We start from the raw sequence: 21,631 nt of genomic DNA, 5'->3' as shown, positions 1-21,631 counted from the left end.
CGGGACTGTGCGCTGCCTCGCCGATCGCAGCGCTTCTGATCGCCGGGGGTGGATCGCTCCCTTCCGAGATGCGGTGCTGAAGCGGTCTTGACCGTCGTGTGAACGGGCTCACACGCTCGAAAGGTCGGCCGCGGTATTTTGCAATCTGGTACCTCCGATATGCTGGCGGGAGCCTTCCCGGAGTGATGCTGTTGGCAGAACGCCTCGATCGGAGATCGTCGGCAATTCTGGCCGCGGACGTAGCCGGCTATAGCCGCCTGATGGCGCCGACGAAGCGGGGGACGCTGGCGCCTGGAGCGAAGCGATACCCGTCATCCCACCCCGCAGGAGGTTGATGGGTATCGCTGGGCTCCAGCCATCCTAAAGACTGGATCTACGACCAGAGAACAGGCAGACATTCAATTCGTCGGGTGTCCGTCACGGACGCGGCCGCTGCATGAAGTCGGAGTGCACCAATGAGCCCTTCCGGAACTTTGACCGCGATCCTGCCGTGCAACGACCTTGATGCGTCGGAGCGCTTCTACAATCGACTGGGCTTTACCCGCCCGGACAGCGAAAGGCCCGCTCCGGGAGAGCCCGACACCTATCGCATGCTGTCGAACGGGAAGGGCGGATATCTACGCCTGACGGACGCGGTCGAGGGATGGCTAATCCCGGGCAGAAACCCTTATGGGCTTTATCTTCACCTCGAGAGTGTTGATGCTGTGGCACGCGAATTTCAGCGAACGCCCGAGGACAAGCCGTGGGGGATGTACGAATTTGCGATCTCTGACCCGGATGAAACGTTGGTCCGTGTCGGTTGGCCGACCCGTCTCCGCGCCGGAGCGCGATAGTTCGTCCATTCCGCCCCATCGCCGACATGGCCAGGAGCGCCTCTGTTGTCGACTCCTGAAGCCGACACGGAGATTCGCTGGCAGGTACGTTCTCGATCGAGCTGCGTGCGCATCATGCCAAGAACGAGCCGCGTAGGAAGGGTGGAGCGGAAGCGATACCCTTCGACCTTGTGCCGCGTGGTGGGATGATGGGTATCGCTGTCCTACAGGCAACAAAAAAGCCGGCGTTGCCGCCGGCTTTCGTGTCTGTCGGCTCGTTCGCCGCCGCGCGCTTAATGCGCGGCTTCGAGCGCTGCTTCCTGCCGGGCAATCGTGCCCTTGACGGCCGACTGCACCTTTTCGAAGGCCCGGACCTCGATCTGCCGCACGCGCTCGCGCGACACGCCGAACTCGGCGGCGAGGTCTTCCAGCGTCATCGGCTCGTCCGCCAGGCGCCGCGCCTCGAAGATGCGGCGTTCGCGCGGGTTGAGCACGCCGATCGCACCGGTCAGCGCTTGGCGGCGATGATCGAACTCCTCGCTCTCGGCCATCATGGCTTCGGCGTTGGGCGAGTTGTCGACCAGCCAGTCCTGCCATTCGCCGGCTTCGCCGTCGTCGCGGATCGGGGCATTGAGCGACGCGTCGCCGCCGAGGCGGCGGTTCATGTCGATCACGTCCTGATCGGTCACGCCGAGGCGCTTGGCAATCAGCTTCACCTGGTCGGGGTGGAGATCACCCTCTTCCAAGGCCGAGATCTTGCTCTTCGCCTTGCGCAGGTTGAAGAACAGCTTCTTCTGGTTCGCGGTGGTGCCCATCTTCACGAGCGACCATGAACGCAGGATGTACTCTTGTATTGACGCTTTGATCCACCACATGGCGTAAGTGGCGAGACGGAAGCCCTTCTCGGGCTCGAATCGCTTCACCGCCTGCATCAGGCCGACATTGCCTTCCGAGACGACCTCGGAGATCGGCAAGCCGTAGCCGCGATAGCCCATGGCGATCTTCGCCACGAGCCTGAGATGGCTGGTGACGAGTTTATGCGCCGCGTCGCGATCGTCATGCTCGCGCCAACGCTTGGCGAGCATGTACTCCTGCTGGGGCTCCAGCATGGGGAACTTGCGGATCTCGGCGAGGTATCTAGAAAGGCCGGATTCTCCATTGAGAACCGGCAACGTAGCTGTACGGGCCATTCGAGCGCCCTCCAGTGGTTCAGGCCCCCGATAGCGGCGGGCCCGGCAGGTGGCCGCTGGGTTAAAGCCGGCCAGGCTGCGATGTTCCGCGCTGGATATTCAGCGCAGGTGCAACATACACCAAACGGTCCGTGATAGGGAAGGATTGCTGACGTCACGTCCCCGTGTGGCAGGTATAACCTCTTGTCAAAACGAGGCTTTTCCGGAAGGGGTGCGTCATACCGCCGCTGCCAGCGCCCGTTGCAGGAGAAGCAAATCCTCCGGCAAAGGCGACTCCCAGTGCAAAAGTTCCCCGGTGCGGGGGTGCTCCAAAGCCAGCAGATAGGCGTGGAGGGCCTGCCGGTCGAGCGCGGTAAGTGCGTGCTTGCCTTCCGGCCCGAGATGGCCGGCCTTGGTCTTGAAGTGCGGGCCGTAGACGCTGTCGCCCATCAAGGGGTGGCCGAGATGGGCGAGGTGGACCCGGATCTGATGGGTCCGTCCGGTCTCGAGCCGGCAGGCCAGCAGCGAGGCGACCGGCTTGCCGTCGCGGCCGGCAAAGCTCGAGAGCACCTCGAAATGGGTGATCGCCTCGCGGCCGCCCTGGCGCACCGCCATCTTCTCGCGGGCATGCGGGTGGCGGTCGATCGGCGCGTCGATGGTGCCGTGCGGCCGGTTCGGCACGCCCCAGGCGAACGCCATGTAGCCGCGCTCCATCGAACCGGTGCGGCCATGGTCGGCGAACTGCGCGGTCAGCGACGCGTGGGCGTGGTCGTTCTTGGCCACCACCATCAGCCCCGTGGTGTCCTTATCGAGCCGGTGCACGATGCCCGGCCGCTTGACCCCGCCGATGCCGGACAGGCTGGTGCCGCAATGCGCGATCAGCGCATTGACCAGCGTGCCGGTGGCGTGCCCGGCGGCGGGATGCACGACCAGGCCCCTCGGCTTGTCGATGACGATGATGTCGTCGTCCTCGAACACGATATCGAGCGCGATATCCTCGCCCTTCGGCTCGGCGGGCGCGGCCTCCGGCACGTCGATTATGATCGTATCGCCCCGGACGACATGATAAGCGGGGTCGCGGACGACGGCGTCCTTGACGGTCACGGAACCGGCGAGGATCAGCGCTTTCAGCCGGGACCGCGACAGCTCCGGAGTGCGCTGTGCGAGCACGCGGTCGAGCCGGGCCGAGCCCTCGTCGCCAGCGACGATGACCTCCAGCTTTTGACCGCCATTCGAAGTGACCTGCTGCGACGTAACTTGCAAAGATAGAGCCTTGTGATGACCGACACCGCTGTGACCGAACCGACCCCCGACCAGGCCGCGCTGATCGCGCGGGTGCGGCGCATGATGCTGATCGCGGGCCTGACCTCGGCACTGGCCGTGGCCGTCGTGTTGATTGCCATCGGCTACCGCCTTTATCGCAGCGAGGGAAGCCCTGTTTCGGTCTCCGACGTCACTGCTGCGCTGCCGAAGGGCGCCCGCATCGTCGCAACCGGCGTCGCCGGCGAGCGGCTGGCGGTCACACTCGATATAGGCGGTGCAACAGAGATCCGCACATTTGATGCAAAGACGCTGAAACCTGCCGGCAGGTTGAGCTTCGTCAACGAGCCCTGACGTTCGCAATCGCGAAGCTGCGCGCGATCGACCAAAGGCTGCAAACTATCTCCTGCATATTTTTTGCGCCTGCGTTCGCGCATCGAGAAGGTATGCCGCCATCTTTTTGGCCGAGTTGCACGTTCAGCTTGCGCCATGCCGCAATCCAACCCCAGCGCTGCCATCGAACGGCCCGGTGAATCCGATGCAGCGCCGGCGTGCACCGAGCCGACGCGCCGCGCGCTGTTGACCGCGCTTGCGGGCTGCGCGTGTCTTGCCGCGATCGAGCCCGCAGCCGCCGACGACGAGGAACAGCCGGGCGCCAGTGAGCGGCCGCAAAAGGCCGATCTGCTGGTGCGCGCCGAAGGCGACAAGGCCGGCCAGGTCATCAAGCCGGATGACCTGAAGCTCGGTGGACCGCCGCTTCGCGCCTGGCCGCAGGATCCGAAGACCTCGGTCATCCGCAAGGGTTCGCGGCTCAACGAGGTCGTGCTGGTTAAGCTCGATCCGAACGAGATGGACGATGCGACGCGCGCCCGCGCGGCCGACGGCATCGTCTGCTACTCCGTCATCTGCACCCATGCCGGATGTCCGATTACCGCTTGGCTGAAGCAGGAGCAGGGCGACAAGAACGTCCTGAAATGCCTCTGTCACAACTCCGAATACGATCCGCGGCAGAATGCGCAGGTCGTGTTCGGGCCGGCGCCACGTCGCCTCGCGGCATTGCCGCTGACGGTGGCCGACGGCGCGATCACGGTCGCAGCGCCATTCGTTGGAAAGGTGGGTGCTCAGCAGGGAGGATGAGGCCGCACCGGGATTTCTGCATGACCTAAAGCATGATCCGGATAAGTGCGAAGCGGTTTTTCCGCGCGACAAGCGCGGAACGCGTTTGGCCGGAGATCATGCTCGAACAAGATTGAAAAAACAAAACAGAGCAGGGAGGTAGCATCTCATGACAAGCAAGCAGTGGTTACTGTCGAGTTGTGTCGCGTTCACGTGCCTCGTCTCGACCTACGCCGTCGCTGGGCCGATCGAAAACTACAGTTCGGTGACGTCAGCGCGTCTCGAAAATCCCGAACCCGGCAACTGGATGCTCTATCGCCGGACCTATGATGGACAGGGGTATAGTCCGCTCAATCAGATCAACACGTCCAACGTCAAGGACCTCAAGCCGGTCTGGACCTTCTCGACCGGCGTCATCGAAGGCCATGAGGCGCCGCCGATCGTCAACAACGGCGTGATGTTCGTCGCGACACCGATGGGGCAGGTGATCGCCCTCAACGCCAAGACCGGCGAAGAGCACTGGCGTTACAAGCGGCAGCTTCCCGACGATCTGTTCCAGCTACACCCCACCAGCCGCGGCGTCGGCCTGTGGCAGGACAAACTCTACCTCGCGACCACCGACGACCACGTCGTCGCGCTAGATGCCAAGACCGGCAAGGTGGTCTGGGACACCAAGGTGCAGGACTACAAGAAGGGGCAATACCTGACGCTGATGCCGTTGGTGGTCGACGGCAAGGTGATCGTGGGCGGCTCCGGCGGCGAGTTCGGCGTACGCGGTTATGTCGTCGCTTACGATGCCGACACCGGCAAGGAGCTCTGGCGCACCTTCACCATCCCCGGCGAAGGCGAGCCCGGCCATGAGACCTGGAGCGGCGACGACTGGAAGTCGGGCGGTGGATCGGCCTGGATGACCGGCAACTACGACAAGGACAGCAAGACGGTCTATTGGGGCGTCGGCAATGCTGCGCCGTGGCCGGGATCCGGACATCCTGGCGACAACCTCTACACGAGCTCCGTGCTTGCGCTGGATCCCGCGACCGGCAAGATCAAGACTCACTTCCAGTATCATCAGAACGATTCCTGGGACTGGGACGAGGTCGAGGCGCCGATGCTGATCGACCTGCAGCGGGACGGGCGTTCGTTCAAGAGCTTGGTCCACCCGGGACGCGACGCGATCTTCTGGGTGCTCGAGAACAAACCCGACAAGATCAACTACGTCGCCGGCTGGCCGTTCGTGAAGACTGACGTCTGGAAGGGCATCGAAGCCGAGACCGGCCGGCCGATCGTCGATCCCGCGCACAAGCCGGTGCTCGGCAAGCGGGTCGAGTTCTGCCCGTCGCTGTGGGGCGGCAAGGACTGGCCGTCGGCGGCGTACAGCCAGAACACCAAGCTCGTCTATGTTCCCGCCAACGAGAATTTCTGCGGCGGCTTCACGGGCGAGAAGACCCCGCTGGTTCCCGGCCAGCTCTGGCTCGGCACCAAGCCCGAAGACATCGGACTGACGCCGGCACCGAACGCCGACCATTTCGGCGAGTTGCAGGCGTGGGACCCGGCCACCGGCAAGAAGGTCTGGCAGCACAACTACAAGACCTCGCAGCTGTTCGGCTCGGTGACGGCGACCGCGGGCGACCTGGTTCTCGCCGGCGGCACCAACGACCGGATGTTCCGCATCTTCAACGCCAAGACCGGCGAGCTGCTGTGGGAGCAGAAGACCAACTCCGGCATCATGGCGATGCCGATTTCCTATGAGGTCGACGGAACGCAATACATCGCGGTCCAGTCGGGCTGGGGCGTCGACGCGCAGCGCATCCAGGATGCGCTCGCCGGCAAGGTTGCGGGCTTCGAGAACAACGTCCCGCAAGGCGGCGTAATCTGGGTGTTCGCGCTCGACAAGAAGTAAGCGACAGGGGGCGATGCGATCGGGAAGCGGCGGTTGGGGAGACCGCCGCTTCCCGGTCTGCGCTTTGCGTTATTTGCCCTCTCGCTCGACTTTGCTTTTCGCGTCCTGGTTCATCTGCTTGATCTTGGGATCCTTGCTGGCCTCGCCGGTGGTTTGGTCCGCGGTTGATGGCGGGCCGTTGCTCGGCTCCGACGTCTGGTCGGGCAGCACCCTGGCTGGCCGCGTCGCAGTTGTGGGCGGTGGCGACGTGGTTTGCGCGAGTGCGGTTTGTGCCGCAAAAACAACGACGCCCGCGGACAGGATGGCCGCGAGCGTCCCGAATGATTGACGTGGGGTTCTCATCGATCTGCTCCAGTGGACCGATGAGAACGACCCGTCCCGCCTAACGTTCCAGCCTCAAATCTCCAGCTGCTTGCCGATCGGCAGCGCGCGGATGCGCTTGCCGGTGGCGGCAAAGATCGCGTTGATCAAGGCCGGCGCGAACGGCGGCACGCCGGGTTCGCCGACGCCGCTGGGTGGCGTGTCCGCGCCCGGCGGCACGATGTAGACGTTGGTGATCGCAGGCGACTCGTCCATCCGGATTACCGGGAAGTCGTCGAAATTGCTCTGCTGCACCTTGCCGTCCTTGAAGCTGATCTCGCCGTATTTGGCCAGACTCAGCCCCATGATCGCCGCGCCCTCGATCTGCGAGGCGATGCGCTCCGGGTTGACGTAAGTGCCGCAATCGATCGCGGTATCGACCCGCGGCACCGTGAGCTTGCCCTTGTCGTCGATCGCCACCTCGACGATGGTCGCGATGTAACTGACGAACGAGCGGTGCACCGCGATGCCGAGGCCGTGGCCCTTCGGCACCGTGCGTCCCCACTCGCCCTTTTCGGCGGCCAATTCGACCACCTTGCGCAAGCGCGCGGTGTCGATCGGGTAGCTCTCATAGGGCTCGCCGTAGTTCCAGGGATCCTTCACCGAGGACAGGTTGACGATCCGGGGCGATCCGATCAGCTCCAGCAACATCTCCTTCTGGTCGCGGCCCGTCGCATGCGCGATTTCCCCGACCATGGATTGCACCGCGAAGGCGCGTGGGATGTTGGAGACCGAGCGGAACCAGCCGATCCGCGTGAACGCGGCCGCTTCCGGATTCTCGCACTGCAGGTTGGCGATCTCGAACGGGTTGTCGATCAGGCCCATGCCGAGCTCGAACGGCGCTTCGTGGTTGGCGCCGGCGGCGAAGGTCGAGGCGATGGTCGGCGCCACGCTGCGGTGCCGCCACGCAATCACCTTGCCGCTCTTGTCGAGACCAGCCTCGATCCGCTCCACCGAGACGGTGTGCAGGAAGTCGTGATGGACGTCGTCCTCACGGGTCCACTGCACCTTGACCGGCGCGCCGAGTTCCTTCGAGAGCAACGCCGCCTCCAGCGCGAAGTCGCATTTCGACTTGCGGCCGAAGCCGCCGCCGAGCAGCGTCACGTTCACGGTGACATTGTCCTCGGGGATTCCGAGCGTCTTGGCGACATCCTCGCGGGTGCCGCCGGGGCTCTGCACCGGCGCCCAGATCTCGGCCTTGTCGCCCTTGACGTCGGCAACCGCGACCGGCGGCTCCATGCTGACATGGGCGAGATGCGGCAGGTAATATTCGCCGACAATGACCTTGTCGGCGCTCTTCAGCGCGGCATCGACATCGCCTTCCTTGCGCACCACGAGGCCCGGCTTGCGCGCGGCCTCTTCGAGGGACGCACGGTAGGTGACCGAGTCGTATTTGGCATTGGCGCCGTCATCCCAGACGATCTTGAGCGCGTCGCGGCCCTTGATCGCGGCGCCGGTGTTGCGCGCGATCACGGCCACGCCGCCGAGCGGCTGGAACTTGGACGGCCACGGCCAGCCCTTGACCTCCATCACCTTCTCGACGCCGGGCACCTTCAGCGCCTCGCTGTCATCGAACGACTTGACCTTGCCGCCGGTCACCGGCGGGCGGGCGATGACAGCGTATTTAATGCCGGGCAGCCGGGTGTCGGCGCCGTAATGCGCCTTGCCGGTGGTGATGTCGTGCAGATCGACGATCGAGACCTGGCCCTTGCCGAGATAGCGGAAGTCTTTCGGGTCCTTCAGCTTGAGGCCCTCGATGCTCGGCACCGATTCCTTGGCGGCGTCGGCCGCGAGATCGCCGAAGCCGATCTTTCGTCCGCTCGCGCTATGCACCACCTCGTGGTTCTGCGCCTTCACCTCGGTCGCCGGCACACCCCATTTCTTGGCGGCGGCGGCTTCCAGCATGGTGCGCGCCGAGGCGCCGATCTGGCGCATCGGGATCAGATAGTGCCGCGTCGAGCGCGAGCCGTCGGTGTCCTGGTTGCCGAACTTGACCTCGTCGCCATGCGCCTGCTGCACATGGACGCGCGACCAGTCGGCCTCCATCTCCTCGGCGACGATCAGGGGCAGGCTGGTGCGGACGCCGGTTCCCATCTCGGAGCGGTGGGCCAGGATGGTGACGGTGCCGTTGGGCGCGATCGCGACGAACACGCGCGGATCGACCACGACGCCGTGCGGCATCTTGCCGGCGCCGGTCTCATAGGCGAACGCCTGGCGCGTCATGACAGGCGCGGCGAGCACGAAAGAGCCTGCGATGCCGAGGCCCTTGAGGATGCTGCGGCGCGAAAGGTTCTCGACCTTCACGTGCTTCTCGAAGCCGCGAAGTTTTCCCGGATTGGTGCGGATATTCATGTCACACCCCCGTCGATGCGAGATGCACGGCATTCTCAATCCGCTGATAGCAGCCGCAGCGGCAGATATTGCCCGCCATGGCTTCGCGGATCTGGTCGTGGCTCGGCTTCGGGTTCTGGTCGAGCAGCGCTGCGGCCTGCATGATCTGGCCGGCCTGGCAATAGCCGCATTGCGGCACGTTGACCTGGCGCCACGCCTTCTGCACCGGATGGTCGCCGGACGGATGCAGGCCCTCGATGGTGGTGACCTCGCGGCCGACCACGTCGGACACCGCGGTGATGCAGGCGCGCACCGCCTCCTTGTCGACGATCACGGTGCAGGCGCCGCACAGCGCCTGGCCGCAGCCGTATTTGGTGCCGGTGAGGCCGGCTTCGTCACGGAGATACCACAGCAGCGAAAGGTTCGGGTCGCCGTCCCAATTCTGTTCCTGGCCGTTGATTTTTAGTTTGATCATGGTCTTTCCTCGCTCTTTTTTAAGCTATTGACCGGTTGCGGCGCGAGGCGCGGAACGTCTTCCATCGCCAGCGTCCGCTGATGTCTGTTTTTGCCAAGATGTTGGTGAGCCAAATTTGCCGTGCGCCAAGGGCCTGCGCGCTTTGTTCCAAGCACTCCTCTCGCTTGTCCGGCGCCGTGCAGGCGCAGCATGGTGAAGGGCTGCGATGTTAGCAGAGGCAGGCGACGGGTGACTTCACAGCCAAGTGTTTTGCATTTCCATTTGGCGAAAGCAGGGCCGTGCATGATCGAGAGATGACATCCTGGTCATCAAGGGTGGTCATCATGCAATCGGCGCGGGCCGCTCCGCTGGTCTGTATGGCGGGCAAGGAGGGCGGTATCTCGTCTCACACGTCATTCCGGGGCATCGCGCAGCGATGAACCTCAGGTGCGCAATTGCGCACCGGGGAATCCGGAAGTATGGCGCGAGATTCCGGGTTCGCGCTTCGCGCGCCCCGGAACGACAGCTAAGGCGGCTGGCGTTCCCAGGCCCCATCCGTGCCGAAACCGCAGGGTACGGCATGGTAAGCATGGATGACAAAATCCCCGCCGCAATGCACAAGCCATCTTGCGGCGGGGTGATTTCAAGGCTATTGCCTTGCCTCTCAACGCTCCCTTCGTCTAGCGGTTAGGACGCGGCCCTCTCAAGGCTGAAACAGGGGTTCGATTCCCCTAGGGAGCGCCATTTCCCCCCGATTTCCTGCCTGATTGCACCGTCGTTCCGCGGCCTCACGCCGCGGCGAGCACCGGTTGCGCCGGCCGCCGCGTGATCGTCAGCGACAGTACGGCGGCGATGATGCCGGTTGCGCCTGCGATCATGAAGGCCTGCAGGTAATCGCCCTGCGCGGAGCGCATGAAGCCGGCGAAGAACGCGGCGAAGGCGGCGCCGAGCTGATGGCCGGCGACCACCCAGCCGAACACCAGCGGCGCGTTCTTGTCGCCGAACGCTTCGTTGGCGATGCGCACGGTCGGCGGCACGGTCGCGATCCAGTCGAGACCGTAGAACACCGCGAACACCGACAGGCTCGCAAGCGAGAAATCCGAATACGGCAGGTAGATCAGCGACAGGCCGCGCAGCCCGTAATACAGGAACAACAGCTTGCGCGGATCGAAACGGTCGGTGAGCCAGCCCGACAGCGTGGTGCCGAACAGGTCGAAGAATCCCATCAAGGCGAGCAGGCTCGCGGCTTGCACCTCGACGATGCCATGGTCGCCGCAGAACGCGATCAGATGGGTGCCGACCAGGCCGTTGGTGGTGAAGCCGCAGATGAAGAAGGTGGCGAACAGGAACCAGAACGCCCGCGTCCTGGCGGCGCGCACCAGATTGCTGAGCGCGGCGGCGAACGGATTGCCGGCCGCCGGCGGCGCGGCTTGATCGTCGTGGCGGCTGCCGAACGAGCGCAGGCCGACCGACGCGGGCCGCTCGGGCACCAGAAAATACACCAGCGGGATCAGCGCCGCGCAGCATGCGGCGACCGTCAGCACCACCGGCTTCCAGCCGCCCCACGCCACCAGCGCCGCGAGGCCCGGCATGAAGATCAGCGTGCCGGTCGCGGTCGACGCGGTCAAAAGCCCCATGACGAGGCCGCGATTGGTGGTGAACCAGCGATTGACGATGGTGGCGCCGAGCACGTTGGCGACCGCGCCCGAGCCGATGCCCGACAGCAGTCCCCACGTCAGGAACAGCTGCCACGGGGCGGTCATGAAAGTGCTGGCGCCGGTCGAGGCCGCCATCAGCACGAGCGCGCCCAGAACCGTGCGGCGGATGCCGAAGCGCTGCATCACGGCGGCGGCGAACGGGCCGGCGAGGCCGTAGAGGAAGATGCCGACCGCGGCCGACGACGAGATCACGCCGACGTCCCAGCCGAACGCCTGCTGCAGCGGCAGCATCAAAACGCCGGGCGTCGCGCGCAGGCCGGCGGAGGCGAGCAGCGCGAGGAAGATCACGGCGACGACGACGAAGGCGTAGTTCTGCCCGAACGGGCGTCTCGACACGCGGGCGACTTGAAGCGGGGTGCTGGGCATGTTACTTACCGGTACGTATTGCGATGCCTCGTGTATACGTACCGGTCAGTAACATTGTCAAGCGGGCCGCGTGGAAAAATCCGGGAGGAGCCGTCATGAAGAAAGCCGTCGAGCCAGCCGCGGAGCGCCCGGCCAAAGCCGCCGACCGGATCCGCGCCTCCGCGGCCGAGCTGTTCTACCGCGAGGGCATCCGCGCGGTCGGCGTCGACGAGGTGGTCGAGCGGGCCGGCGTCACCAAGCCGAGCCTTTATCGCAGCTTCGCCTCCAAGGACGATCTCGCCGCCGCCTATATGCGCGACTACGAGGCGGACTTCTGGGAGAGGTTCGAGCATCCCGGCGGAAAATCCTACAGCGATCCGCGCGAGCAGGTGCTGGCCTATATCCGCATCCTGTCGGCGCGCGCCGTGCGCGAGGGCTATCGCGGCTGCGGCCTGACCAACGCCACCGTGGAATATCCGGCGCGCGACAATCCCGCGCGGCAGGTCGCCGAGGCGCACAAGAAGCGGTTTCGCAAGCGCCTGCGCGAGCTCGCATCCGGCATGGGCGCGCGCAACCCCGCGGTGCTCGGCGATGCCCTGCTGCTGCTGATCGAAGGCATCTACGTCACCGGCCAGCAGTCGGAGGATGGGCCGGCGCAGTCGGCGCTCGCGGTGGCGAAGCTCCTGATCGATGCGAGCGTGGCGAAGGGGTGAGCTCGGACGTCCACCTCTCCCTTGGGAGAGGTCGGCGCACCCGGATCGGCGCTTCGCGACGTCCGAGTACAGGCTCCGCGCCGGGTGAGGCCCGGGTGAGGGGCACGGTCCCTCGTGAGACCTGCAGCCCTCACCCGATTTGCTTCGCAAATCGACCTCTCCCCGCCGGGGAGAGGTGAGGCGCCGGCCGCCTTCAGGCCCAGCGTCGAAACACCAGGCTGGCGTTGACGCCGCCGAATCCAAAGCCGTTCGAGATCGCATGCTCGATCGCCATCCGCCGCGCGGCATTGGCGACGAGGTCGATACCTTCAGCGGCGGAATCGGCGTTGTCCAGGTTGAGCGTCGGCGGCGCGACCTGATCGCGCAGCGCCAGGATCGTGAAGATCGCCTCGACGCCGCCGGCCGCACCGAGCAGATGTCCGGTCGCCGACTTGGTCGCGCTGACGGCAATCCCTCCTTCGCGCCCGAACACGCGCTTGATCGCCTCCAATTCGCCGAGATCGCCGACCGGCGTCGATGTCGAGTGCGCGTTGAGATGTTGGATCTCGCCGGGCCGCAAGCCGGCCTGCGCGATCGCCGCCTGCATCGCGCGGCGGGCGCCGTCGCCGTCTTCGGGACCTGCGGTGATATGATAGGCGTCCGCCGTGGTGCCGTAGCCGATGAGCTCGGCGATCGGCTGCGCGCCGCGCCGCAGCGCATGCTCGAGCTCCTCGATCACAAGCACGCCGGCGCCTTCGCCCATCACGAACCCGTCGCGGTCGCGATCGAACGGCCGCGACGCGCGCGAAGGCGTGTCGTTGAACGACGTCGACAGCGCCCGCGCGGCGGCAAAGCCGCCGAGGCTCACCGGATCGATGCAGGCCTCCGCCCCGCCGCAGATCGCAACGTCGGCCTCGCCCGACCTGATCAACCGCGCGGCATCGCCGATCGCCTGAACGCTCGCCGCGCAAGCCGTCACCGGCGCGCCGATCGCACCCTTGAAGCCATGGCGGATGCTGATGTGCCCGGCCGCGAGATTGGCCAGGAAGGCGGGCACGGTGAACGGCGACAGCCGGCGCGTGCCGCTCTTCTCAACCGTGCGCACGGCGTCCGCGATCGCGGGAAACCCGCCGATCCCGGTTGCGATCACGGTCGCGGTGCGCTCCTGCGCCCGCGCCTCGGCCGGCATCCAGCCGGCCTGCGCCACAGCTTCCGCCGCGGCCAGCAGAGCGAACAGGATGAAGCGGTCCATCTTTTTCTGGTCCTTGCGCGGCGCCGCGAGATCAGGATCGAACCCGCCCGTCGCATCGGCGGCCTTGTCAGGCACCATGCCTGCGACCCGCGCCGGAAGGCTCGCTGCCCATTCCGGCAAGACGCGAAGCCCCGACTGCCCCGCCAGCAGCCGCGACCAGACCAGTTCGGTGCCACAGCCCAGCGGGGACACTGTGCCGAGGCCCGTCACTACGATTCGACGCATGGTGCTCCTGTCGCGTGCTGGCCGCCGTAGCTCGAAGTGCCGGCGTTTCGGGCCAGCTCGTTATATGACGATCATCATCTATTACATTGATCGACCGGACGCAACCCGCGACGCCACGTCGCGCTTGTCTTCCGGTACGTCCGTCTCAATGGCTCAGGAAAAGCAAAAGACCGGCTGCAATCCACAGTGGCGACAGGCTCAGCAGCATGGTCAGCCAGAACTGCAACTCTCTTTGGACGCGAGTGCTTCCCTGCATGGCTCATTCCTCGCTCTTTGGGGGAAATCAGCCTGCTCCGTGGGGCAGGGGCTCATCATTAACCCACGTCAGTTTGTCACTGAATTTTCCGTTTTTTCCCGGCCTGTCGTCCTGTGGACACACAGCATGGAACCAGCTGCATCCGGTTCCAAGCCCGCACCAGAACGCGATGGCATGCGCGCCCAAGAAAAAGACCCCAGATCGGGGACACCGCTGGGGTCTAAGTCAACACTTTGGTCGTCAGACGCTGCGATCAACAGCGCCTCCTGCGAATCCACGCGTAATTGGTCCGCATGCGTCACCCTATCGAACTCGGCGGATACGAGCAGTCGGGCGCATTGCATGGCTCCATGCTGCCGATTTTTGTTAGTCCCGACCAAGAATAAGTCCCAGCGTTCTGGGGAGGAACGCTGGGACTGAACGTGGAGCGCCAACTTGGGGGCCGGAAAACGCATCCACGATTGCCTAATGTTCCCGGCCCGAGATCGTTCCTAATCGCCGCCTGCTCTGGTTTCGCAGGTGGCTGTCCGCAAATGGCTAACGTCGCGCTTTCTTCATTGGCCCAGAGCCAAGCCGCCGTTCAACGCGCTTGCGGCTGTTGCCGACCTTCTCTACGGCCGTCTGCACCGACGCGGTGGATTTGCCGGCCTTCTGCACCTCGTAGCGTTCGCTCAAATCGATACCCTGCGATTCACATAGTGAAATGACGCCGCCGCTGGCGGATGACCAACTGACGGATCGCATCTGTCTATTGGGGGCGCCGGTGAATTACGTTGTGCAAGCCAGGTTCCTCGTTCGGATGGGAACCACTGGCTGGATGGTCTATGACCGGGAGCGAAAGGGTCCTGCTCTTCTCAGGAATGGCGACATCGCCCAGAAACTTACGAGAGAGCGAGCTGAATTCATAAAATGGCATCTCGCAATTGAGGAGCGCAAGCGCGAGGGGCAATGACGCATGGTCAAATCCTGCTCGATCATTTTGAGCGCGCGCTAGCGATTTTCGACAGGATTTAGGCCGGCGGCTCTTGGATCAGCGGAGTTTCGGTGACAGTGCACTTCTGTCACCGTAATAGCTAGCACTTGCGAGCCCGCGCGGTCTGTTTCTTCCCTTGCTTTGCCATTCTGGCCTCCTGTCGGTAAAGGCCAACGCGGGTTAAGATTGGCAATTCCAGCCGCGGACCCGCGCGGCGGAACGATTGCGATCGTGCCACTTTGAATCATTCATTGTTTGTGAGTTGCGTCGTGGCGTTTCAGCGGAGGAAGCCCGAGCCGATCGGGACCAAGGCGCGCTTTCCCGGCTTCATCGCGCCGGCGCTGGCGACGCCGATCGACAAGGTGCCGAGCGGCGCCCGCTGGATTCACGAGATCAAGTTCGACGGCTATCGCGTCCAGGCTCATCTCGCCAATGAAGAGGTAAGGGTCTACACCCGCCGGGGCAATGACTGGACCAAGCGATTCAAGAAGATTGCCGAGGACGCCTGGCATATCTCCGCGGCCTCCGCAATCATCGATGGTGAAATCGTGGTACCTTCGCCAGACGGCACCACCGACTTTTCAGTGCTGCAGAACGAACTGCGCGGCCACTCGACCCGGATCGTGCTGGTTGCCTTCGATCTGCTCTATCTCAACGGCCGCGATCTGCGAAAATTGCCGTTGAAAGCGCGCAAGGCCGTGCTGAAGAAGCTCATCGCTGGCACGGAGGTCCAGTTCAGCGAAAGCTTCGAGGTCGACGGTCGCGAGATGTTCGCCCATGCCTGCAAGCTCGGCTATGAGGGCGTGGTCTCGAAGGTCACGGACAGCGTCTATCCGACGGGCACGCGCAGCCGCGACTGGGTCAAGAAAACCTGCGCCCAGCGCGAGACACTGACAATCGCGGGATTTGCACTGGACGGCAACGAATGGGACGGCATCTACCTCGGGAGGCGACGGGGCGATGAACTGATCTATGCGGGCAAGGTCGACCACGGCTTTGACAAGGCTTCGGCCGCTGATTTGCGCAAGCGCCTGACCCCGCTGATCCGCAAGACGCAGCCCTACGCCAAGCGCATCAGGCACAAGGGCATATGGGTCGAGCCGAAGGTGCTGGCCGAGATCGAGTACCGCGCCAAATCCGCCGAGGGAAAGGTACGGCATCCGTTCTTTCGCGGTGTGCGAGAAGACCTATGAGCACGCCTCGCCGCAGTTTGTGCGACGACACAAGATGGGTGTGCGAGAACCATCAGGACCAGCCATGGACCGGCCCGCACGCCTGCACCTGCGGCGGTGCCGGCGCGCCCTGTCCGGCCTGCAACCAGCCGGATGACGATCTCCCTCGTTTGCCGCAGGGATTCGAGCCAGAATGAAGCGAGGCTCAAGGGCGGTGCGTCCCCGCATGTCGCTGCGCCCTTGCTGGCCGGTCAGTTTCAGTGACAGTGCACTTAAGTTGGTGATTTAATGCACTGTCACCCGTAATTGGAACGGATCAAACGTCTCGGCTTAGCTTCACGCAGATACTGGGCCTGAAGGAGGTTCATTTCCGGGCGTGTGATCCGATGCGCGAACAGGCCAATGAGCAACTGCTCGAACTCGTCCAGTTCGACCGCATCACAGGCTAGGGCAGAGATATGATGGGCTAGCCGGTCCGGACCCTCAAAATAAGACACGCGGTACCTCCGAGCGAGGGCGATGCCCGTCACTTCTTCCAGTAGGGCCCGGCGCGACCGGCGCTTAAGCGTCGGCCGCGCCCAACAAATTATCTTGGCTCCGCTACGCAGGGCTGATTCAATTCAGCGGTTGATTCGGGCGCAGGAAACCCAATGGCGGCCAGCCAGCCACGGCAAGACCTTCTGGTTAGTATCCGCCCGCAGTATGCGGCTAAAGGGGCCTGCGAAATATCCGTGTAGCCTAGCCTGCGGAAACCCAGTCACTTTATCCCCTCCAGCATCCTCCGCGCTTCCACCAACAACGCCCGTATCTCCCTCCGCTCCGCGATCGCATCCCCGCCGAACCAGCCATGCTTCCGCGCATTCCGGTTCGCCCTCGGCGCGCCGGATCCCTTGGCGCAGCCGTGCATGCGGCAGCGCCTCTTGCCGTGCACTGCCGGCGCGCGGCATGCGCTGCCAGAGCGGGTTTTGGCGCCGCAGCGTGGGCTCGCCAGCATCGGGCCGATATGCCTGGCATGATCGCTCATGCCTGTGCGTCCTGCGTGCTATCTGCGGCTTCGCGCCGTCGCCTGGCGCCCACGGCCGGCGGCGCTTGCCGCGGCGCGGATGTCGGGGGCTGGTCGGAGACGATCACGCTCGCATGCTGGGTGACGTTGCCGAGAACCGCGTTGCCGCCGTCCGTCACCTTCACGTTCTGCACCCTGATGGCGGGCTCGCCCTGGCTGCGGTAGCGGCTCAGCGCCTCGATCTGGGCGGGAAAGGTGCGGGTCAGCCGGCCCAGCGCGCGCGCCGCGCTGTCGTGCTGGGCGAGGTCCTCGCTATAGGCGAGCTGATGGGCGCAGCGCATCGCCATCACATGAACCGACACCATCTGCGCCACCAGCATGGCCTCGACGGAATCCCGCGGGCCGATGCTCTTCACCATCGAGATCATGAAGGCAACGTTGACCTTGTCGGCTTTCCTGCGGCTCACGCCGGCCTTGACCAATTGCCTGAGGATACCCTCCATCGCCTCGCGATCGGGGGCGCCGAGCGCGTTCGCCATCAGCCGTTCGCCGAGCACGGGATCGGGATGGTCGATGGCGAAACCTTGCGGCGAGAACGTCACCCGCGGGGCGGCGGTGGCTTGGGTCGGGCCTGATGCGGCGATCGCCGGCGCCGGCGTGAGGTCGGGAGCGGTGTCCAAAGACGGTGTCCATGTCGAGTTCTCCTGGCGGGCGCGCGGCACGCGCGCGCGTTTGTGGCCACGCAGCGGCGTTGGCTCGCCGCGGCGAGGCGGTGCAGTTGCAATGGTGGGTGAGGATTGGCGGCCGCAATCGCGCCGCCGCCGCGCTCCGCCTGGGGCGGGACGACGCGGGTGTGCACGATTTCGGAATATTGGAAGTGTGCCCCTGAGTTGCCCGACGTGTCAAGTCGTCATTTACGCGCCGGCGGCCGTCTGCTCCTTTGCATGGGGTTGTTCCTCCATATTTGATGGGCACGGTGCGATCCGCATCGCAGCGCGGGGGTTCCTGCGTTTTCAGCAACCCTGCATTCGGAGACATCGGGATGCGGATCGTTATACTGGCGGCATTGTGATGACCGGGCCCGCTGCCCGCTTGCGAAGGACGCCGCTGAATGTCTGAGACCATTGGCCATCCCGATCCAGCCCTCGATCTGTCCGATGGTTTCAAGCCGCACACCTCGCATTGGGGGGTGTTTTCCGCGCGGTTCGGCCGGGCCGGGCTCGAGGTGCGGCCCTATGGCGGCGATCCCGATCCGAACGGCATCATCAACAACTTCCCCGGCGCGCTGCGCCACCAGGCCCGCATCGCGCGGCCTGCGATCCGCCGCGGCTGGCTGGAGCGCGGGCCGGGGCCCGACGACCGCCGCGGCCGCGACGAATTCGTCTCGGTCAGTTGGGACAAGGCGATCGACCTGCTCGGCGGCGAACTGGCGCGGATCCGCGACACGATCGGCCCCGGCGCGGTATTCGGCGGCTCCTATGGCTGGTCGAGCGCAGGCCGCTTCCACCACGCGCAGAGCCAGGTGCATCGCTTCCTCAACGTCGCGATGGGCGGCTATGTGCGTTCGGTGAACACCTATTCCTCCGGCGCCTCCTCGGTGCTGCTGCCGCAGATCCTCACCGGCTATGAGGACATCACCAAGCGCAACGTCACCTGGGAGCAGATCGTAGCCGAAACCGAGATCGTGCTGGCGTTCGGCGGCATGGCGCTGAAGAACTCGATGGTGGCCGGCGGCTCGATCAGCAAGCATGTCGAGCGCGGCGCGATGGAAGCCGCGCACCGCCGCGGCTGCCAGTTCGTGCTGGTCAGCCCGCTGCGCGACGATCTCCCCGTCGAGGCCGGCGCCGAATGGCTGACCGCGACACCCGGCACCGACACCGCGCTGATGCTCGGCATCGTCCACACGCTGGTCCGCGAAGGCCTGCACGACCAAGCCTTCCTCGATCGCTACACCGAGGGCTGGCCGGTGTTCCTGCGCTATCTCACCGGCGAGAGCGACGGCGTGCCCAAGAGCGCCGCATGGGCCGCCGCGATCTGCGGCATCGATGCCGGCACCATCACGGCGCTGGCGCGGCGGCTCGCCGGGCGGCGCGCGCTGATCACCGTGTCGCATTCCCTGCAGCGCGCCGAGCATGGCGAGCAGCCGGTGTGGATGGGCATGGTGCTGGCGGCCGCCCTCGGCCAGATCGGCCTGCCCGGCGGCGGCTATGCCTATTCGCTCGGCGCGATCGGCTACTACGGGCGCCGCGTCAACGCGGTGCCGGGGCCGACGCTCGGCCAGGGCCGCAACGGCGTCGCCGATTTCATTCCGGTGGCGCGCATCGCCGACATGCTGCTCAATCCCGGCACGTCCTATCGCTACAATGGCGAGACGCGGACCTATCCGGATATCCGGCTGGTCTACTGGGCCGGCGGCAACCCGTTCCACCATCACCAGGACCTCAATCGCCTGCGCAAGGCGTTTGCGCGGCTCGATACGCTGGTGGTGCACGAACTCGCCTGGACCGCCACCGCGCGTCACGCCGACATCGTGCTGCCTTCGACCATGACGCTGGAGCGCGAGGACATCGGCTATTCCAGCAACGATCCCCTGATGGTCGCGATGCACCGGATCGCCGAGCCGTTCGGCCTTGCGCGCGACGACTACGAGATCTTTGCCGATCTCGCCGAGCGGCTCGGGGCGCGCGAGCCCTTCACCGAGGGCCGCACGTCGCGCGAGTGGCTGGAACATCTCTATGAGCCGACGCGCAAGGCGCTCGCCGCGCGCGGGCTGGAGGCGCCGACTTTTGACGAATTCTGGACGCGGGGCAGCCTGGTGGTGCCGCAACAGCCTGACGACGGCGGCTCGCTGCGGCGTTTCCGCGAAGACCCGGTGGCGCGGCCGTTGCCGACGCCGAGCGGGCGGATCGAGATCTTCTCGCAGAAGATCGCTAGCCACGGCGATGCGGATTGTCCGGGTCATCCGGTCTGGCTCGCGAAATCAGACACGCCGACATCAGACGCGCCGTGCTTCCTGGTCGCCAACCAGCCGGTGACGCGCCTGCACAGCCAACTCGATTTCGGCGGCCACTCGCTCGACGCCAAGCATCGCGGCCGCGAGGTCGCGCGGATGAACCCGCGCGACGCCAAGTCGCGCGGCATCGCCGACGGCGACATCATACGCATCTTCAATTCGCGCGGCGCCTGCCTCGCCGCGGTGCACGTCACCGACGGCATCGCGCCCGGCGTGGTGCAGCTGCCGACCGGCGCCTGGTACGACCCGATGGATCCCGAGGACGAGGCGCCGCTCTGCGTGCACGGCAATCCCAACGTGCTGACCCGCGACATCGGCACGTCATCTTTCGCGCAGGGCTGCACGGGACAGCTGACGACCGTTCAGGTGGAACGCTTCAACGGCAATCTGCCGCCGATCCGGGCGTTCGATCCGGCGTGATTTCACCTGTTTGTCGCAGATTCACGGCCGATCACGAACAAATCATCTGTCGACGCTGGATGGCGCCCACACGTTCGGCTACGGCATCAGGAAATCACCTGATCTTGGACCTGTCGAGATGCACCTGAAAGCCCTGTTTGTTGCCGTCGCCGCGACCGTCGCGCTCGGTTCGTCCAATGCATGGGCGCAATCGGCCACTGAGCCGGCCTATGGGCCGGAGTTGCAGGGTTTTGAATATCCCTATCCGGTCGAGCATTATCGCTTCAGCTCGCAGGGCCAGGAGCTCGACATGGCCTATCTCGACGTCAAGCCGGCGACGCCGAACGGCCAGACCGCGGTGCTGCTGCACGGCAAGAACTTCTGCGCCGCCACCTGGGACGGCACCATCAAGGCGCTCAGCGGTGCCGGCTATCGCGTGCTCGCGCTGGACCAGGTCGGCTTTTGCAAATCAAGCAAGCCGGAACGCTATCAGTTCACCTTCCAGCAGCTCGCCGGCAACAGCCGCGCGCTGCTTGCCTCGCTCGGCATCGAGCATGCGATCATGGTCGGCCATTCGACCGGCGGCATGCTCGCGATGCGCTACGCGCTGATGTATCCGGAGGCCACCGACCGCCTGGTGCTGGTCGATCCGATCGGGCTGGAAGACTGGAAGGCCAAGGGCGTGCCGTGGCTCAGCCTCGACGGCTGGATGCAGCGCGAGACCCGCGTCACCGCCGACAGCATCCGCGCCTATGAGCGCGCGACTTACTACGCCGACACCTGGGATGCATCCTACGAGACCTGGGTCCAGATGCTCGCTGGCATGTATCGCGGCGAGGGCCGCGCCGCCGTGGCATCGAGCTCGGCGCGGCTCTACGACATGATCGCGACCCAGCCGGTGTTCTACGAATTCGAGCAGATCAAGCCGCCGACGCTGCTGTTCGTCGGCGACAAGGACACCACCGCGATCGCCAAGGACACCGCGCCGCCGGAGATCCGCAAGACACTCGGCAATTATCCGGTGCTGGGCAAGGAAGCCGCCAAGCGGATCCCGCATGCGCAGCTGATCGAATTCCCCGACCTCGGCCATTCGCCGCAGATCCAGGCGCCGGCGCGCTTCCATGACGCGCTGCTCGGCTGGCTGCAGCATCCGGAAACCGGCGCGATGCTGGTCAAGTAGG

Annotated in this window: 19 protein-coding genes and 1 tRNA gene; 9 read left to right on the top strand and 11 right to left on the bottom strand. The window is 65.2% G+C overall.

From position 1 onward, the window contains the following. The first annotated feature begins 455 nt into the window (after positions 1–455). On the top strand, positions 456–833 hold the full coding sequence (locus tag ACVIW0_RS31695) for a VOC family protein (protein WP_461355931.1): 378 nt from the start codon (positions 456–458) through the stop codon (positions 831–833). A gap of 272 nt (positions 834–1,105) precedes the next feature. On the opposite strand, the gene rpoH is transcribed toward ACVIW0_RS31695, so the two are convergent. Both rpoH and ACVIW0_RS31685 read right to left on the bottom strand, forming a co-directional pair. Then, positions 1,106–2,002, bottom strand: coding sequence for an RNA polymerase sigma factor RpoH (rpoH, locus tag ACVIW0_RS31690; protein ID WP_050402672.1), 897 nt, complete (start codon positions 2,000–2,002; stop codon positions 1,106–1,108). Between the two features lie 216 nt (positions 2,003–2,218). Next, positions 2,219–3,199: an RluA family pseudouridine synthase gene (locus ACVIW0_RS31685; protein WP_461357484.1), complete on the bottom strand. Its 981-nt coding sequence runs from the start codon at positions 3,197–3,199 to the stop codon at positions 2,219–2,221. A gap of 60 nt (positions 3,200–3,259) precedes the next feature. Between ACVIW0_RS31685 and ACVIW0_RS31680 the strand changes: the two genes are divergently transcribed. The 3 genes from ACVIW0_RS31680 to ACVIW0_RS31670 all read left to right on the top strand — a co-directional run bounded on the left by ACVIW0_RS31680 (position 3,260) and on the right by ACVIW0_RS31670 (position 6,257). Then, on the top strand, positions 3,260–3,595 hold the full coding sequence (locus ACVIW0_RS31680) for a hypothetical protein (protein ID WP_461357483.1): 336 nt from the start codon (positions 3,260–3,262) through the stop codon (positions 3,593–3,595). A gap of 135 nt (positions 3,596–3,730) precedes the next feature. Next, positions 3,731–4,378 carry a QcrA and Rieske domain-containing protein gene (locus ACVIW0_RS31675; protein WP_461355930.1) on the top strand — a complete coding sequence of 216 codons (648 nt, stop codon included), beginning with the start codon at positions 3,731–3,733 and terminating at the stop codon, positions 4,376–4,378. Between the two features lie 148 nt (positions 4,379–4,526). Next, the gene (locus ACVIW0_RS31670; RefSeq protein WP_461355929.1) at positions 4,527–6,257 is read left to right on the top strand and encodes a methanol/ethanol family PQQ-dependent dehydrogenase; all 1,731 of its coding nucleotides are present in this window, start codon (positions 4,527–4,529) and stop codon (positions 6,255–6,257) included. Between the two features lie 69 nt (positions 6,258–6,326). Here ACVIW0_RS31670 and ACVIW0_RS31665 read toward each other — a convergent pair whose 3' ends face one another. Genes ACVIW0_RS31665 through ACVIW0_RS31655 form a run of 3 tightly spaced genes read right to left on the bottom strand, consistent with a single transcriptional unit; the run spans position 6,327 to position 9,423 of the window. Then, on the bottom strand, positions 6,327–6,599 hold the full coding sequence (locus ACVIW0_RS31665) for a hypothetical protein (protein ID WP_461355928.1): 273 nt from the start codon (positions 6,597–6,599) through the stop codon (positions 6,327–6,329). A gap of 54 nt (positions 6,600–6,653) precedes the next feature. Further along, positions 6,654–8,969, bottom strand: coding sequence for a xanthine dehydrogenase family protein molybdopterin-binding subunit (locus tag ACVIW0_RS31660; protein WP_461355927.1), 2,316 nt, complete (start codon positions 8,967–8,969; stop codon positions 6,654–6,656). A gap of 1 nt (position 8,970) precedes the next feature. Continuing rightward, positions 8,971–9,423, bottom strand: a complete 453-nt coding sequence (locus ACVIW0_RS31655; protein ID WP_461355926.1) for a (2Fe-2S)-binding protein — start codon at positions 9,421–9,423, stop codon at positions 8,971–8,973. 648 nt (positions 9,424–10,071) lie between these two features. Here ACVIW0_RS31655 and ACVIW0_RS31650 point away from each other — a divergent pair. Continuing rightward, positions 10,072–10,146: transfer RNA gene (locus ACVIW0_RS31650), tRNA-Glu, on the top strand. A 44-nt stretch (positions 10,147–10,190) separates the two neighbouring features. Here ACVIW0_RS31650 and ACVIW0_RS31645 read toward each other — a convergent pair. Further along, entirely contained in the window at positions 10,191–11,486 is a 1,296-nt protein-coding gene (locus ACVIW0_RS31645) for an MFS transporter (RefSeq protein ID WP_461355925.1), read from the bottom strand. A 95-nt stretch (positions 11,487–11,581) separates the two neighbouring features. On the opposite strand from ACVIW0_RS31645, the gene ACVIW0_RS31640 reads away from it, so the two are divergent. Further along, positions 11,582–12,178: a TetR/AcrR family transcriptional regulator gene (locus tag ACVIW0_RS31640; RefSeq protein WP_461355924.1), complete on the top strand. Its 597-nt coding sequence runs from the start codon at positions 11,582–11,584 to the stop codon at positions 12,176–12,178. 193 nt (positions 12,179–12,371) lie between these two features. Here the strand turns inward: ACVIW0_RS31640 and fabF are convergent, their stop codons facing one another. Together fabF and ACVIW0_RS31630 are read right to left on the bottom strand one after the other, a co-directional pair. Then, the gene (fabF, locus tag ACVIW0_RS31635; protein ID WP_461355923.1) at positions 12,372–13,634 is read right to left on the bottom strand and encodes a beta-ketoacyl-ACP synthase II; all 1,263 of its coding nucleotides are present in this window, start codon (positions 13,632–13,634) and stop codon (positions 12,372–12,374) included. Between the two features lie 793 nt (positions 13,635–14,427). Beyond that, complete coding sequence (locus tag ACVIW0_RS31630) at positions 14,428–14,565, bottom strand: DUF3606 domain-containing protein (RefSeq protein WP_461355922.1); 138 nt, start codon at positions 14,563–14,565, stop codon at positions 14,428–14,430. Between the two features lie 567 nt (positions 14,566–15,132). On the opposite strand from ACVIW0_RS31630, the gene ligD reads away from it, so the two are divergent. After that, positions 15,133–16,056: a non-homologous end-joining DNA ligase gene (ligD, locus tag ACVIW0_RS31625; protein ID WP_461355921.1), complete on the top strand. Its 924-nt coding sequence runs from the start codon at positions 15,133–15,135 to the stop codon at positions 16,054–16,056. Positions 16,057–16,331: 275 nt separating this feature from the next. Here ligD and ACVIW0_RS31620 read toward each other — a convergent pair whose 3' ends face one another. The 3 genes from ACVIW0_RS31620 to ACVIW0_RS31610 all read right to left on the bottom strand — a co-directional run bounded on the left by ACVIW0_RS31620 (position 16,332) and on the right by ACVIW0_RS31610 (position 17,718). Further along, positions 16,332–16,532 carry a hypothetical protein gene (locus tag ACVIW0_RS31620; protein WP_461355920.1) on the bottom strand — a complete coding sequence of 67 codons (201 nt, stop codon included), beginning with the start codon at positions 16,530–16,532 and terminating at the stop codon, positions 16,332–16,334. A 260-nt stretch (positions 16,533–16,792) separates the two neighbouring features. Next, a complete protein-coding gene (locus ACVIW0_RS31615; RefSeq protein WP_461355919.1) occupies positions 16,793–17,059 on the bottom strand; it encodes an HGGxSTG domain-containing protein in 267 nt (88 codons plus the stop codon). Beyond that, complete coding sequence (locus tag ACVIW0_RS31610) at positions 17,056–17,718, bottom strand: hypothetical protein (protein WP_461355918.1); 663 nt, start codon at positions 17,716–17,718, stop codon at positions 17,056–17,058. The genes ACVIW0_RS31615 and ACVIW0_RS31610 overlap by 4 nt, the downstream gene beginning before the upstream one ends. Positions 17,719–18,149: 431 nt before the next feature. On the opposite strand from ACVIW0_RS31610, the gene ACVIW0_RS31605 reads away from it, so the two are divergent. Together ACVIW0_RS31605 and ACVIW0_RS31600 are read left to right on the top strand one after the other, a co-directional pair. Beyond that, positions 18,150–20,471, top strand: a complete 2,322-nt coding sequence (locus tag ACVIW0_RS31605) for a molybdopterin guanine dinucleotide-containing S/N-oxide reductase (protein WP_461355917.1) — start codon at positions 18,150–18,152, stop codon at positions 20,469–20,471. Between the two features lie 118 nt (positions 20,472–20,589). After that, a complete protein-coding gene (locus ACVIW0_RS31600; RefSeq protein WP_461355916.1) occupies positions 20,590–21,630 on the top strand; it encodes an alpha/beta fold hydrolase in 1,041 nt (346 codons plus the stop codon). Position 21,631 lies beyond the last annotated feature (1 nt).

This window comes from Bradyrhizobium sp. USDA 4454, assembly GCF_054822705.1.
Note: the sequence above shows the minus strand (reverse complement) of the source record. Positions and strands in the feature narration are given on the sequence as shown.